Consider the following 13,659-nt stretch of genomic DNA (forward strand, 5'->3'; position numbering starts at 1 on the left):
TCCTTAAGCCTGGGTTGAGAGCAAGACAGACTTGCTTAGTGTGGCAAACAGGTGTCTAAGGTTATCCTTAGTTTTTCGGCTATCTCATCAATATGTGGCTGTTTAATGATGTAAGGAGGCGCCAATAAAATATGGTGTCCTTGTTTGCCATCAATGGTGCCGCCCATGGGATAGCACATCAGGCCGTTTTCCAGCGCGGTTTGTTTGATTTGTTTCGCTAGCGGCAATGTAGACGAAAAAGGCTGCTTTGACGCTTTATCTGCCACCAACTCAAGCGCGAGAAAGAGTCCTCGGCCACGAATGTCGCCGACAAAAGGATGGGAATGAAAATGATGAGTGAGGGTGGCTTTTAACGCCTCTCCCTGCTGGCCGGCGGCGTCTATTAGACTATCTTGCTGGATTGCTTTTAATGTGGCGAGCCCTGCAGCACAGGCAGTAGGGTGTGCCATAAAGGTGTGGCCATGTTGGAAAAAGCCCGAGCCGTTAGCGATCGCGTTGTAGATAGGGTCAGCCACAAGCGTCGCGCCAATAGGCTGATAACCGGCGGCTAGCCCTTTGGCGATAGCCACTATATCTGGAACGATATGTTCATGCTCAAAGGCGAAAAAGCGCCCAGTGCGTCCCGTACCGCACATTACTTCATCGAGGATCAGCAAAATATTGTATTGGTCGCAGATCTCACGAATACGCGTAAAGTAGCCTGCTTCCGCCGTCAATGCGCCAGCTGTCGCGCCAACGACAGGCTCAGCCACAAACCCGATGACATTCTCCGGACCTTTTTCTAACAGCATGGCTTCAAGCTCGTTGGCCACCCGCTGACCATATTCGTAAGCGGTCTCATCGGGACGCTGATCGCGATAGGCGTAACAGGGAGCAATCAGACTGGTATCCATTAATAAAGGTGCAAAGGGCGCGCGACGCCATGCGTTACCTCCCACGGACAGCGCGCCAAGTGTGTTGCCGTGGTAGCTTTGGCGTCGGGCAATAAAGTGTTGGCGCTGCGGCTGGCCAACTTCCACCCAATATTGACGTGCCAGTTTTAATGCCGCTTCCATCGCCTCTGATCCGCCACTGACCAAGTAGGCATGATTGATCGTCGCCGGTGCTAAGTCAGTGAGTATGTCGGCCAGTGCTTCACTGGTCTCGGAGGTAAAAAAGCCAGTATGCGCATAGGGAATAGCCTCGAGTTGGGCGCGAATCGCATCCAATACCGCAGGATGATGATGACCAAGGCAAGATACCGCGGCACCGCCACATGCATCTAGGTAGCGCTTTCCCTGCGTGTCAGTCAGATACATGCCGTGACCGCTCGCGATAGTAGGAAGCTCGTGATGACAGTGGCGATGAAATACGTGGCTCATACGATTGCCTCATAGTGACGTTTGCACATGAGTATGAACCGATTGTATTTTGCGCGACAAAGGATATATTTTCACCAGGCATGAAAAAAAGGAATGGGAATGGAAGCGCGTTTGCCATCGATGCGAGTGTTACAAGCGTTTGTAGTGGTCGCCCAGCAAGGCAGCTTTTCGGAAGCGGCTAAGGTATTGCATGTCAGTCAAAGTACTATCAGTAAACAAATCCAACAGCTAGAGCAGTGGATTGGACAACCCTTGTTTGCGCGGACTGCGTATGGGGTGGTGCTCAATGCCATTGGAGAGAATTATCTTCAATCAGTCTCCTCAGGGATCCATGAAATTGCCAACGCGACGGCTTACGCACGTCAACAGAGTGTCCAGCAAGAGTCGGTCAGCTTGCTGGTGCCGCCATCTTTTGCCAGTCTGTGGTTAATCCCGCAACTACAAGACTTTAAAGCTCGTTATCCGTCGGTATCGGTGACGGTCAGCGCGAGTGATTCTATTCCGCAGGGGAAAGAAAAAGAGGTTGATATCCTCATCCGTTGCCAGCCACATCAACAAGCAGGCTCCCAGTCAATCTGTCTGGCTAATGAACACCTATCTTTATTAGCCGCTGCCGCTATTGTCCCTCAGCCTATTGAGCGTGCGGCGCTACTTGCTACGGTGCCGGTGCTTTCTCACCTGACCAGGCCGACACTGTGGGAACATTTTTGGCAGCAATTTGGCTTAACGGATAGCAACCCGCAGTATGGCGCGGGGTTTGAGCACTTTTTTATGGCATTGGAGGGGGTGCAGCAAGGCATGGGGATGGCATTAATTCCTACCTTTATGGCGACAACCAGTCTGCGACAAGGAAAAGTCGTGAATCCTTTGGGGCTAGGTATTGATAGCGGCTATGGTTATTACCTCTACAGTGCAAGCTACAAGCAGCGCGCCGCAGGCGTTAGCCAAGTTGTGCATTGGCTTTGTGACCGCTTTGCGCGGGATCCCGCTAGACAATTATCGAGCAAGTCGGTATAACGCCCCTCGGTTTGATGAACAAAGAGACGGGTATGACACGCCAGTTATCAGATGCCTATTGGCAACGTTTTGGAGGCACCGCAAGGCTCTACGGCCAGCGTGCGCTCGAAGTATTTAGTCAAAGCCACATCTGTGTGATTGGCATTGGTGGTGTTGGCTCGTGGGCGGCAGAATCGTTAGCGCGAACCGGTGTGGGGGCAATGACATTAATTGATATGGATGATGTGTGTGTCACCAACACCAATCGTCAAATTCATGCTTTGAAAGAGACTATCGGCCAAAGCAAAAGCGAGGTGATGGCTGAGCGTGTCGCGGCGATCAATCCAGAATGCCAAGTGACTGTGATTGATGACTTTATCTCGCCGGATAATATTGCTGAGTACATCGACAAGCGCTTTGATTATGTGCTTGATGCTATTGATAGCATCAAGCCCAAAACGGCTCTATTGGCTCACTGCAAGCGGCACAAAATCAAAGTCATTACCGTGGGTGGTGCGGGTGGACAGATCGACCCCACTCAGATCCAAGTGGCGGATTTGACTAAAACGATTCAAGACCCGCTCGCGGCGAAGCTGCGTAACAACCTTCGTCGTTTTCATGGCTTCACGAAAACCCAGGGACGTAAGTTTGGCATTGATTGCGTGTATTCTACCGAGCAGCTCAAATACCCTCAGCCTGATGGCAGTGTGTGTGAAAGCAAAGTGTCAGCCGAGGGACCCAAACGCATGGACTGTGCCAGTGGTTTTGGGGCGGCAACCATGGTGACCGCGAGTTTTGGTTTTGTCGCTGTCTCGCGCATTTTACAAAAGCTAATCGCTGCTGATCAGCGTCGCGATCAGGCTAGCTGAGTCTGCTTTACTCTGGGGGAAGGGCGCGTAAGCCAAATTCGCCCATACGAAACGCACTCCATGCTCTTTGGTAATCGCCACTGCTTTTGAGTTGATGAATACCACGGTTTAAGCGTTCTACCCAGCGTGTGCTCTCAGGATGCTGGCGACTCAGTAGAACATGAAGGGGGGTGACACGCAGAGGGGTAGGGTGAAAAGTAATGTGCTGACGCGTGTCATCAGGCATCACAGTGCGTAGGATATCCATCACTACATATTGGTTACCAATAATCACATCGGTTTCGCCAGTGAGTAAGCTGCGCAGCTTCTCGACTTCGTTAGGATAGCGGCGTATCACCACGTCGCCACCTTGCTGATTAAAGTTTGCCAGCATGGCATCTTCTATATAGCTCTCGCTGATCCCGACGCGTAAGCCGTTTAGGCTGGCTAACGACTGCCAATCAAAGTGTCGGTTTTTGAGATGAAAAAACACCACGGTTTCGGTATAAATGGGAGCAGAGTAAACAAAGTCATTTTCACGTTTTGGGGTGTAGCCCCAGCCAACGGTCCCATGAACCGCGCCTTCTTGCGCCTTCATTTTTGCTTGCTGCCAAAGTGTAAACGCGATCTCTATCTCTAGTCCTTGTCGCTTCCCTGCTTCTTTAACGATATAGGCAATCACCCCTTGATGCGCTAAGCGATCTGAGAGGAAAGGGGGGTAATCGCCTGCCAACAATTTTAGCTGAACCTGTGCGGCGGCGATGGAAGGTAAATAAAGGAGCAGGGTCACGAGCAGTATTCGCCGCATAACACCTCCAAGATATAAAACGTCGTTACGGCCAAGGCCTAATGATTGTAGTGGGCGTGGCGAAAATGACTCCAGATCATTTGATACCGCCCATCCGCTTTGAGTCGCCGTAATGCTTTGTTAAAGCGCTCTGCCTGATCATAGCTTTGCTTTGTTTGTCGGCTAAATAAAACGTACAGCGGGGTAATTCTTATTGGTCGCGGATGATGGGCAACGTTTTGTTTTTGGCTGGGGGCCACCTCTTGTGCGATCACCCTTTTGAGTACGTCTATGTTGCCTAACGCCAAGTCGATTTGCTGAGCGAGTAGCGCATCGATTTTTGATTTTTCATCAAGGAATTCTTGGATTTTAACGTCGACGCCTGACTTTTGCAGTTCAGTCAGTGTCTTAACGTCAATAAAGCCTTTGGTCACCCCGATGGCAAAGCCATCAAGATCTTGTGGGGACTGCCAATCAAACTCGCGTTCGGTAAGGTAGAAAAAGCCAACGCTTTCGGTATAAATTGGGTCCGAGTAGATGAAGTTATTCGCACGTTCTTGTGTGTAGGCCCAGCCTATGGTGCCGTCCCATTCGCCGGTTTGAGCGAGATTCATCGACTGATGCCATGGGAAATAACCCAGTGATACCGCGATGTCTGCCTCTTGCGCCGCCTGCATCACGATTTCAGTGATCGGGCCTCCATCAGGCACAGTCTGAGTAATAAAGGGGGCATATTCACCCGATGTCAGGCGCAGTGTTTGAGCCTGTACGCTCATCGAAATGAAAAGAAGAGTGGTTAATAGACAGTACCATGCCCATCTCATATTGACGCTACACCGTTTTGCTTCCATGGCTTTGAGTGTAGTTCAATCATATAAAAAAAGGTGCACCTCAGCGTTTACCACCGAGTGTGCACCACTATTCTCAATATTGAGACGCAGGCTGTGACGTTTGATCAGGCCTGTTCTTCTTCAGGGGTTGGCGTTGCCTGAGCTTGCTGAGCCTCCGCTTCAATAGGCAGGACGTGGCGAACATATTCGCCGGGCGCCGTATCAAGCACAGGATAGGTCTCAGAGCCTATTGAGTATGGCTCCACTTGTTCTTCTGGACTGTAGCTACGTAACCATTTTTCCCAGTGGGTCCACCAAGAGCCAGTGTGATGTGACGCATTATCGAGCCACTCATCGGCACTATCAGGCAAGCTATCGTTGGTCCAAAAACCGTATTTTTTCTTCACGGGGTGGTTCACGATACCGGCAATATGCCCTGACTCGCCCAGTACAAAGGTTTTATTCCCGCCAACATTCAGTGCACCACGATAGGTGCCTTGCCAAAGCGCGATGTGATCTTCTTTGGTTGAAATGAAATAGCTGGGCACTTTGATCTTATTGAGATCAATCCAGACACCTCCAACTTTCACCCCCTTGTCCTGCACCAGTTTGTTTTCAAGGTACAAATCGCGCAGGATAAAGTTATGTGTCTTCGCGGCGACATTGGTGCTGTCACTGTTCCAATACAGCAAATCAAAGTCGACAGGACTGTTACCTTTGAGGTAATTCTCAATATAGTAGTTCCAGTACAAGCTGTTTTCACGAAGTAGGCTGAAGGTGACGCTGAGTGAACGGCCATCCATATAACCACGCGCCGTGTTTTGCGCTTCAATGGCTCGAATCAAGCTGTCATTGATATAGGCACCAATTTCCCCCGGCTGCGAGAAGTCGAGTAAGGTGGTGAAGAAACTCGCCGATTTAATCCGTGCTTTCATGCGCTTCGCGGCATAGTAGGCGATAGTACAAGCCAGAACGGTACCACCGATACAGTAACCCACACCGTTAATCTGTGATTGGCCGGTAATGTCTTCGATGGCACTGACCGCCTTGACGGTGCCTTGGGTCACGTAGTCTTCGAAACCAATTTCGGCTTGTTCGGCAGAGGGGTTACGCCAGGACATCAAGAATACCGTATGCCCTTGTTCAACCAACCAACGAACCAGTGAGTTTTTCTCGCGTAAGTCGAGAATATAGTATTTGTTGATGAACGGAGGCACGACCAAGATGGGGGTGGTATGCACTTTTTCCGTCATCGGACGATACTGAATGAGTTCGAATAACTCATTTTTATACACCACGTCGCCAGGTGTGTTGGCGACATCATCACCCACGCGAAACGCGTTATTATTGGTCATGCGCACTTTAAGAATATCCGCACTAGACTCCATATCCTGCTTAAGCTGTTCCATGCCGCGCAGTAGATTTTCGCCCTGAGACTCCAATGTCATTTTAAGCAGTTCAGGGTTAGTCGCAATATAATTACTCGGGGCCATGGCGTTAATCGCTTGGCGTGAGAAAAATGAGAGACGTTCACGGGTTTTATCATCAAGGCCTTCAATGGCATCGATGGTTTCCATATAGGTACGCCCAAACAGCAGATAGGACTGTTTGATAAAGTTGTAAAGGACATCTTCCTGCCAAGCCTTATCCTTAAAACGTTTATCGTCGCTGCCTTCGCTCACTACCTCTCCCGTGTTATCACGCGCGAGCATGGCGTTCTGCCAGATTTGCATCTGTTGTTCCCACCACTGCATTTGCACTTGTAGAAGTGCAGCGGGTTGTTGAGCCGCGCCTTCCAGCAACTGAGCAGTGTCTTGCAGGCTGACTTCCTGCATGGCTTGATTGAACGGTGTATTTACGGCTGCCTTGCCCTGCTCAAGATCCTGCCACCATTGCTGGTTTTGTTCTTGCAGCCTGGCAAGGTAGTCCGAAAAGAAGTGATGAAACATAGTCTTGCCCTCTTGATCGGATAAGCACTACAAAGGCCTGCCGTCAATGACAGCAGGCACTAGTGCAAAAACCCTGCCTTTAAGCTGGGGTGCCGGCTTTCATATTCTCAGCCGTGAGTTTGTCGATATCTTCTTTAAACTCTTTGGCGATGTTTTGCAGCTTGGCGCTGTCATCCATCATTTGCTGAGACAGCTTGGTCAAAGCGGCCAGCTGTTGGCTGCTGAATGACGTCATACTTGAGACATCTTTCACTTCGCTGGCTGCTTTCATTTGCTCTAGACCGAGCTCGCTATAGGTGCGCATAGCATTCATTTGTAGCTCAGTCAGCGTCTCAACATTTTTGGCTACCAACTTGTTGAAATTAACATAGGGAGCCAGGGCTTTTTCAGATTGCTCAGAAAACGCTTTAAACATATCTGTGTACATGGTGTATCTCCTGATAGTGTTGTGTATGGGTTTCTAACCCAAGGTCGCAAGTGTCCGTTTATGCTTGTGTACGCTTAACAATTAAAGCTGTACCCATGCCGCCGCCAATACACAAAGAAGCCACCCCGTGGGTTTCGCCTCTTCGCGCGAGCTCGTGTAGCAAGGTCACCACAATGCGGTTACCTGATGCCCCGAGCGGATGACCGAGTGCAATGGCACCGCCGTTGACATTGGCACGCGCCAATATCGCATCAGGTGTTGTTTTGTGGTGCTCCGCCAATTGGTGTATGACCCCCAGTGCTTGTGCTGCAAATGCTTCATTAAGCTCAAATAAATCAATGGTGTCGAGAGTCAGGTTGGCTTTCTCCAATGCCGTATTGACAGCCCCCACTGGGCCTAAGCCCATGATGCTCGGATCGACACCGTGCTGAGCGTAGGCGGCAACTTCTGCGAGTGGTGTCAGCCCGTGTTCTTTGACTGCGGACTCAGACGCGAGGATCACCGCACTCGCGCCATCATTGATACCCGAGGCGTTACCGGCCGTTACTGAGCCTTCTTTATCAAATGCTGGGCGCAACTTGCTGAGGCCCTCTAGCGTGGCGTCTGCTTTTGGGTACTCATCGGTATCAAAAGTAATGGTTTGCTTGCGCTGCTTAATCTCAATCGGGATGATTTCATCTTTAAACCGACCCGCTTCAATGGCTGAAACGGCTTTTTGTTGGCTGCTAAGCGCAAAGCTATCTTGTTGCTCACGGGTAATCCCGACTTCTTTGGCAACGTTTTCGGCGGTGACTCCCATGTGATATTGGTTGTACACATCGGTAAGCCCGTCATTAATGAGCAAGTCTTTCATGGCGAAGTTGCCCATTTTTTGCCCAGTGCGGAGGTTACCCGCTGCCGCAAATGGGATTTGTGACATGTTTTCAACCCCAGCCGCGACGACAACCTGTGCATCGCCGGCTCGGATATGGGTGACAGCATCCATGATACTTTTCATGCCGCTACCACAGACCATATTGATTGAATACGCAGGGACATGGGTCGGGATATCCGCGTAAATCGCAGCTTGACGGCCGATCCCCATCCCTTGTCCTGCGCTGACCACGTTACCCACGATGACTTCATCAATCGCGGTTGGGGCAAGTGATGTTTCACTTAGCGCGCCTTTAATGGCGTAAGCGGCCAGTTGCCCCGTTGGGACGTCTTTGAGCGTGCCTGAGAAGGCACCGATGGCGGTGCGTTTTGCCGCCACAATAAAAATACGTTCCATCAATCTATCCTTGATTTATTGCATGTAGAGGCCGCCGTTTACCGACAGCGTCTCACCCGTAATGTAAGCGCCTGCGTCGCTGGCAAGGTAAGCCACCGATGCCGCAATTTCTTCTGGCTTGGCCAAGCGCTTCATCGGGATCTGGTTGGTGATTGACTCCAACACATCGTCGCGCATGGCGGTAACCATTGGTGTCGCGGTATAGCCTGGCGCCACGACATTGACAGTGACACCGGCCCGCGCCCCTTCTGCCGCGAGTGACTTACTGAAGCCCATCATGCCGGCTTTGGCGGCGGCATAGTTGGCTTGGCCAAATTGGCCTTTTTGGCCATTGACGGATGAGATATTAATGATGCGTCCTCCTCCTTTTTCGCACATGGCGGCGAACAAGGGCTGAGTGACGTTAAAGAGGCTGTTGAGGTTGGTATTAATGACATCATGCCATTGTGAGGCATTCATTTTCTTGAACACACTGTCGCGGGTAATACCAGCATTGTTTACCAGTACATCCACCGTGCCTTCTTCCTCGAGTAGCTTAGCAATCCGTGAGGCGCATTGTTCGGTATCGGTGACATCAAGCTCAAACAAACGAACTTGGTCGTGGTTAAATTTCTTTTCGTCAAACCACTCTTGGGCGCACTCCGCTCCCCCTGTAAAGTGGGTCGCGATGACGCGGTATCCATCTTCCACCAATTTCTCGGTAATTGCTGATCCTATCCCGCCTTTCGCGCCGGTTACTAATGCCAGTTTTTTCATTTATGACTCCATTCACTACAACAAGCAAACTAAACGAGATGCCTGAAGCCGCATCTGGAACCACTTCAAACCAGAATTACAGTCATCTTTTTCTCACAGCAGCAATAGTTGTGCCAAAAATCAACTTATCATTCTGCCGATATTGTTAGGCAGCCTAACGGATTGGTGTGACCCTTTTATGACTGCCTGCTTCTAAGCTAACGAATCTAGACAAATACGCAAAGTATAAAAACCCCATGTTCCGCATTCGAGATCTTGGTCATACTAATGAGGAAACACTGCAATCAATTGTTAAAATAATGTTTGTTTTGTGTTTGTTTTTGTTGATTTTAAATCGAATTGCCCACTGCTTGACTAAGTCCATGAAATGGATTGCATTAATGGTCAGGTTGGTGGCTTTATGTTGAAAACTGCCTTTTTAAATGGACAGTGTGGTCAGAAAATGATCACTGTTTGTGCGTTGAGTGGAGAGCGGTGGCGACACGCCACCACGTGGATAAAGAACTAACGAGTGACCTGATGAATGTATTCAATGATAGCGTGCAAGCCATTGGTGCGTGACTCACTTAAATGGTGCGCCAGTCCCGCTTGCTGGAAAATGCGGTCTATATCGAGGGTATGAATGGCATTACCGTGTTGACCGTGAACACAGGCAAGCACGATCGCTAATAAGCCTTTAACAATTCTGGCGTTGGAGTCGGCGGCAAAGTAATGGGTGTCCCCCTCTGCCTGATGGAGAAACCAAACCGCGCTCTCACAGCCGTGTACTTGGCTTGCTGTTTGTTTTTGTGCATCAGTAAAGGTTGGTAGCCGTTTTCCCCACAAAATCAATTGTCGGTATTTATCTTCCCAGCTGGTGTGTTGCGCGAGCATCTCGGTGACCGTCGCTTGGTTAAGCTCGGTGCCAAAAGGGTGATGGGGTAACGCCATTGTCTATCCTGCCTTATGATTAAATGTCGAGTAGATCCAGGGTCTTATCTAATGCTGCAATAAACTGTGCGATATCCTGGTGTGTATTGTAGGCCGCTAGAGAGACCCTGATGGTGCCATCGACCCCAAGCGCCTTAATAAAAGGATGGGCACAATGATGGCCAGAGCGAACAGCAATACCTTGCTGGGCCAACAATTCAGCTACATCGGCATGATGCTCGTCACGCACGACAAAAGAGACCATAGAACTGGTCGCCTGTGGCGCGATCAAATGAATGCGCGGCCTCGTGCGTAAAGCTTCTATAAGTTGTTGGTAACAGCTTGCTATGTGTGCCTCCACTGCTTGGCTGTCTTGTTGTTGGAGCCAATGAATGGCAGCGGCAAAGCCAATTGCGCCGGCGGTGTTAGGCGTGCCTGCTTCAAAACGAGCGGGAACGGGGGCGAGAGTATGATGGTCAAACGACACGTCTGTGATCATCTTCCCACCCCCGTGGAAAGGCGAGAGCGCGCTCAGCGCTTCTGATTTTCCATACAAGACGCCAATTCCTGTGGGACCATAAAGTTTATGGCCAGAAAAAACATAATAGTCAGTGTCCAGTGTTTGCATACTGACAGGCTCATGGACGATACCTTGTGCGCCATCAATGATCACGGTGGCACCAACTTTGTGCGCCAGCTGGGTCATTTCCTCGATAGGATGGCGGGTGCCGGTGACATTGCTGACATGACTGATCGCAACAATGCGTGTCCGTACGGTTAAGCGTTGCTGATATACCTTCATATCTAAGTGCCCCGTGCGAGGGCAGCAGGGGATTTTTACCAATTGAGCGCCCGTGCGTTGTGCCATCAATTGCCAAGGGATCAGGTTGGCATGGTGCTCCATTTCGCTGACCAGGATCTCGTCTTGTGGGGTAAGCGAGTGGCTTAGGCCATAGGCGATCAGATTAATGGCTTCTGTCGCGCCCCGGGTCCAGACGATATTGTGTGGGTTGGCACCGATAAAATGTGCTACATCTCGTCGCGCTTGCTCAAACTGTTCGGTTGCGGAGAGGGACGCTTGGTGCTGGCCTCGATGGACGTTTGCAACCGGCATCATATAGCTGCGACTGATCGCATCAATCACTGACTGCGGCTTTTGGGCAGTAGCAGCACTGTCTAGATATACCCAGCCTGGCGTATCAAAAGCGGGAAACTGGGCGCGTAGGAAATGGGGATCAAAACCGTCGGTCATAGTTATCGTCCGAAATAAAATCCCGTCTATGATCGCTATCTCGTGGATGTAACTCAAGTCTGTTGTTGGTTCGCGCCTTATTACAGACAAAAAAAAGCACTGAGCGACGCTCAGTGCCAACAAATATGTAATGACAGACAATGTCAAAATACAGGAAGTTAAAAGTGGTAGATACGACTACCTGTCTAACCAGTGTTAGACAAATGCAAACACAACATCGCAACCACGGAAACAGTCTAAATAGAGAGACGTCACAAGTGGATGCGGGGAGCACTATAGGAGTTTGCTGGTATATCAGCAATCGACAATTTATAATGCCAACGATTAGAAAAATTAATGCATAGAGGTGTCAGCATATGGCGAGGCGTCTTCCCCCACTCAACGCGTTGCGTGTGTTTGAAGCAGCCGCACGACATTTGAGCTTTACGCGAGCGGCAGAAGAGCTGTTTGTGACTCAAGCGGCAGTCAGTCATCAAATCAAGGCATTAGAGGAGTTTCTTGGTTTGAAGCTTTTCCGCCGGCGTAACCGTTCGTTACTATTGACCGAAGAAGGACAAGGATACTTTCTTGATATAAAAGATATTTTCTCTGAGCTTTCCTATGCGACGGATAAAGTGCTGGAACGCAGTGCTAAAGGGGCGCTGACGATTAGTTTGCCGCCCAGTTTTGCGATTCAATGGCTAGTACCTCGATTAGCTGATTTTAATACAGCGCACCCTGATATTGATGTTCGGATAAAAGCGGTTGATTTGGAAGAAGGGTCTCTGACCGATGATGTCGATGTTGCCATTTACTATGGCCGGGGACACTGGACGGGATTGCGCTGCGATCTTTTGTATCAAGAATGCTTATTGCCTGTGTGTTCTCCACTGCTACTGGAGTCAGGGCAGCCTCTACAAACCCCAGATGATTTGGTTCATCATGTTTTATTGCATGACCGCTCGCGTAAAGAATGGAAAGCATTTGCGAAAGCCCATCAACTTAGTGAGGTGAATGTTGAGCATGGGCCGATTTTTAGTCACTCATCCATGGTGTTGCAGGCGGCGGCACATGGGCAAGGTGTCGCGCTAGGAAACAATGTGCTTTCTCAACCAGAGTTAGCATCTGGGCGCTTGGTTCAGCCTTTCGAGCAAGTACTAAAGAGCGATAATGGCTTCTACTTGGTCAGCCAGCAACGCGATGCGGATACCGGACGTATTACCGCATTCCGAGAATGGATGTTGGCGACGGCAGCGAAAGAACAAGAGAAAATGAATTTATGACAGGTTTAGAGGTTGACGGGCCGGAAACGGCAACAGACTGGGTGATTTTTGCCCATGGTGCGGGCGCTGGAAAGGATCACGAGTTCATGGCTGATATGGCCGCGCGGATAGGGAAACACTGCAAAGTGGTGCGATTTAACTTTCCCTATATGGAAAAGCGCGAGCAAGAGGGAAAAAAGCGCCCGCCCGATCGCGCTCCAAAATTACTTGCCCATTTTGAGTCTGTGATTGAGCACGTGGATGGTTTGCGCCCTGCTGGGAGCCGATTATGGTTAGCTGGTAAGTCGATGGGTGGGCGTATGGCGAGTCATTTGACTGGTCATGCCTCTGTCAGTGGGGGGATTTGTTTGGGCTTTCCATTCCATCCCCCAGGGAAGCCGGAAAAGTATAAAGGAGCGCATCTGGCGACCGTTGAGCGTCCACTGCTGATTATACAAGGTGCACGCGATACGTTCGGCCGTGAAGACGAAGTGATGCATTATCCGCTGTCTCCCTCGGTTCAAGTGATTGTTGTCCCGGATGGCGATCATAGCTTTAAGCCTCGTAAAGCCTCAGGGTATACAGAGTCAGGCAATCGCCAGTGGGCGGTGGATAGCCTACATCGGTTTATTGAACAACAAGGTCAGCAAGGATGAAATTACATCATTGGGTGTGTGTAGCGGCGATCGGCGCAGGGTTAGCCGTGGGGCTAGGCGCTTTTGCCGCGCATGGATTAAAAGCGGTGCTGTCAGATTATCAGTTAGCCATTTTTAAAACGGGCGTAGACTACCAAATGTGGCACAGTCTCGCCTTATTGGGGATTTGCGGTGTCGCCTCCCAGGTTTCTTCTCGCTGTTTTGCCATTGTAGCTTGGGCTTGGCTTATCGGTGTTGTGGCGTTTAGTGGTAGCTTATACCTCCTGGCGCTGACATCTTGGTATTGGCTTGGGCCCATTACCCCAATGGGAGGTGTGAGCTTTCTGATCGGCTGGGTGGGGCTAGCCATAGGAGCCTGGCGTTCTTATCAGCGCTGA

Annotated in this window: 14 protein-coding genes; 5 read left to right on the forward strand and 9 right to left on the reverse strand. The window is 50.2% G+C overall.

From position 1 onward, the window contains the following. Nucleotides 1–35: 35 nt before the first annotated feature. Nucleotides 36–1,361, reverse strand: a complete 1,326-nt coding sequence (locus tag BZG72_RS08470) for an aspartate aminotransferase family protein (RefSeq protein WP_077666546.1) — start codon at nucleotides 1,359–1,361, stop codon at nucleotides 36–38. Between the two features lie 99 nt (nucleotides 1,362–1,460). Here BZG72_RS08470 and BZG72_RS08475 point away from each other — a divergent pair, with 99 nt between their 5' ends. Next, nucleotides 1,461–2,378 (forward strand): LysR substrate-binding domain-containing protein, encoded by a 918-nt coding sequence (locus BZG72_RS08475; protein WP_158075456.1) that lies wholly within the window; start codon nucleotides 1,461–1,463, stop codon nucleotides 2,376–2,378. Nucleotides 2,379–2,410: 32 nt separating this feature from the next. Then, a complete protein-coding gene (tcdA, locus tag BZG72_RS08480; protein WP_077666548.1) occupies nucleotides 2,411–3,226 on the forward strand; it encodes a tRNA cyclic N6-threonylcarbamoyladenosine(37) synthase TcdA in 816 nt (271 codons plus the stop codon). Nucleotides 3,227–3,233: 7 nt separating this feature from the next. Here tcdA and BZG72_RS08485 read toward each other — a convergent pair whose 3' ends face one another. The 8 genes from BZG72_RS08485 to BZG72_RS08520 all read right to left on the reverse strand — a co-directional run bounded on the left by BZG72_RS08485 (nucleotide 3,234) and on the right by BZG72_RS08520 (nucleotide 11,385). Next, nucleotides 3,234–4,013: a substrate-binding periplasmic protein gene (locus BZG72_RS08485; protein ID WP_046074150.1), complete on the reverse strand. Its 780-nt coding sequence runs from the start codon at nucleotides 4,011–4,013 to the stop codon at nucleotides 3,234–3,236. 38 nt (nucleotides 4,014–4,051) lie between these two features. After that, on the reverse strand, nucleotides 4,052–4,768 hold the full coding sequence (locus BZG72_RS08490) for a substrate-binding periplasmic protein (RefSeq protein WP_158010031.1): 717 nt from the start codon (nucleotides 4,766–4,768) through the stop codon (nucleotides 4,052–4,054). Between the two features lie 179 nt (nucleotides 4,769–4,947). Beyond that, complete coding sequence (phaC, locus tag BZG72_RS08495) at nucleotides 4,948–6,771, reverse strand: class I poly(R)-hydroxyalkanoic acid synthase (protein WP_046074152.1); 1,824 nt, start codon at nucleotides 6,769–6,771, stop codon at nucleotides 4,948–4,950. A 79-nt stretch (nucleotides 6,772–6,850) separates the two neighbouring features. Continuing rightward, nucleotides 6,851–7,198 (reverse strand): phasin family protein, encoded by a 348-nt coding sequence (locus tag BZG72_RS08500; RefSeq protein ID WP_046074153.1) that lies wholly within the window; start codon nucleotides 7,196–7,198, stop codon nucleotides 6,851–6,853. A 58-nt stretch (nucleotides 7,199–7,256) separates the two neighbouring features. Next, nucleotides 7,257–8,468: an acetyl-CoA C-acetyltransferase gene (locus tag BZG72_RS08505; RefSeq protein ID WP_046074154.1), complete on the reverse strand. Its 1,212-nt coding sequence runs from the start codon at nucleotides 8,466–8,468 to the stop codon at nucleotides 7,257–7,259. A 15-nt stretch (nucleotides 8,469–8,483) separates the two neighbouring features. Continuing rightward, on the reverse strand, nucleotides 8,484–9,224 hold the full coding sequence (locus BZG72_RS08510; RefSeq protein ID WP_046074155.1) for an SDR family oxidoreductase: 741 nt from the start codon (nucleotides 9,222–9,224) through the stop codon (nucleotides 8,484–8,486). Nucleotides 9,225–9,728: 504 nt separating this feature from the next. Further along, complete coding sequence (csdE, locus tag BZG72_RS08515; RefSeq protein WP_046074156.1) at nucleotides 9,729–10,154, reverse strand: cysteine desulfurase sulfur acceptor subunit CsdE; 426 nt, start codon at nucleotides 10,152–10,154, stop codon at nucleotides 9,729–9,731. Between the two features lie 19 nt (nucleotides 10,155–10,173). Next, complete coding sequence (locus tag BZG72_RS08520; protein WP_077666549.1) at nucleotides 10,174–11,385, reverse strand: aminotransferase class V-fold PLP-dependent enzyme; 1,212 nt, start codon at nucleotides 11,383–11,385, stop codon at nucleotides 10,174–10,176. 356 nt (nucleotides 11,386–11,741) lie between these two features. Here BZG72_RS08520 and BZG72_RS08525 point away from each other — a divergent pair, with 356 nt between their 5' ends. Genes BZG72_RS08525 through BZG72_RS08535 form a run of 3 tightly spaced genes read left to right on the forward strand, consistent with a single transcriptional unit; the run spans nucleotide 11,742 to nucleotide 13,659 of the window. Further along, the gene (locus BZG72_RS08525; RefSeq protein WP_046074158.1) at nucleotides 11,742–12,647 is read left to right on the forward strand and encodes a transcriptional regulator GcvA; all 906 of its coding nucleotides are present in this window, start codon (nucleotides 11,742–11,744) and stop codon (nucleotides 12,645–12,647) included. Further along, a complete protein-coding gene (locus tag BZG72_RS08530; RefSeq protein ID WP_077666550.1) occupies nucleotides 12,644–13,282 on the forward strand; it encodes an alpha/beta family hydrolase in 639 nt (212 codons plus the stop codon). The genes BZG72_RS08525 and BZG72_RS08530 overlap by 4 nt, the downstream gene beginning before the upstream one ends. After that, nucleotides 13,279–13,659, forward strand: coding sequence for a DUF423 domain-containing protein (locus BZG72_RS08535; protein WP_077666551.1), 381 nt, complete (start codon nucleotides 13,279–13,281; stop codon nucleotides 13,657–13,659). Before BZG72_RS08530 ends, BZG72_RS08535 begins: the two co-directional genes overlap by 4 nt.

Origin of the sequence: Salinivibrio sp. PR6 (assembly GCF_001995955.1) — a bacterium.
Taxonomy (GTDB): Bacteria; Pseudomonadota; Gammaproteobacteria; order Enterobacterales; family Vibrionaceae; genus Salinivibrio; species Salinivibrio siamensis.

Bases quoted from the DNA above. Each gene is read 5' to 3' on its own strand.
- BZG72_RS08470 (WP_077666546.1), bottom strand. From the start codon at position 1,361: ATGAGCCACGTATTTCATCGCCACTGTCATCACGAGCTTCCTACTATC.
- BZG72_RS08475 (WP_158075456.1), top strand. From the start codon at position 1,461: ATGGAAGCGCGTTTGCCATCGATGCGAGTGTTACAAGCGTTTGTAGTG.
- tcdA (WP_077666548.1), top strand. From the start codon at position 2,411: ATGACACGCCAGTTATCAGATGCCTATTGGCAACGTTTTGGAGGCACC.
- BZG72_RS08485 (WP_046074150.1), bottom strand. From the start codon at position 4,013: ATGCGGCGAATACTGCTCGTGACCCTGCTCCTTTATTTACCTTCCATC.
- BZG72_RS08490 (WP_158010031.1), bottom strand. From the start codon at position 4,768: ATGAGCGTACAGGCTCAAACACTGCGCCTGACATCGGGTGAATATGCC.
- phaC (WP_046074152.1), bottom strand. From the start codon at position 6,771: ATGTTTCATCACTTCTTTTCGGACTACCTTGCCAGGCTGCAAGAACAA.
- BZG72_RS08500 (WP_046074153.1), bottom strand. From the start codon at position 7,198: ATGTACACAGATATGTTTAAAGCGTTTTCTGAGCAATCTGAAAAAGCC.
- BZG72_RS08505 (WP_046074154.1), bottom strand. From the start codon at position 8,468: ATGGAACGTATTTTTATTGTGGCGGCAAAACGCACCGCCATCGGTGCC.
- BZG72_RS08510 (WP_046074155.1), bottom strand. From the start codon at position 9,224: ATGAAAAAACTGGCATTAGTAACCGGCGCGAAAGGCGGGATAGGATCA.
- csdE (WP_046074156.1), bottom strand. From the start codon at position 10,154: ATGGCGTTACCCCATCACCCTTTTGGCACCGAGCTTAACCAAGCGACG.
- BZG72_RS08520 (WP_077666549.1), bottom strand. From the start codon at position 11,385: ATGACCGACGGTTTTGATCCCCATTTCCTACGCGCCCAGTTTCCCGCT.
- BZG72_RS08525 (WP_046074158.1), top strand. From the start codon at position 11,742: ATGGCGAGGCGTCTTCCCCCACTCAACGCGTTGCGTGTGTTTGAAGCA.
- BZG72_RS08530 (WP_077666550.1), top strand. From the start codon at position 12,644: ATGACAGGTTTAGAGGTTGACGGGCCGGAAACGGCAACAGACTGGGTG.
- BZG72_RS08535 (WP_077666551.1), top strand. From the start codon at position 13,279: ATGAAATTACATCATTGGGTGTGTGTAGCGGCGATCGGCGCAGGGTTA.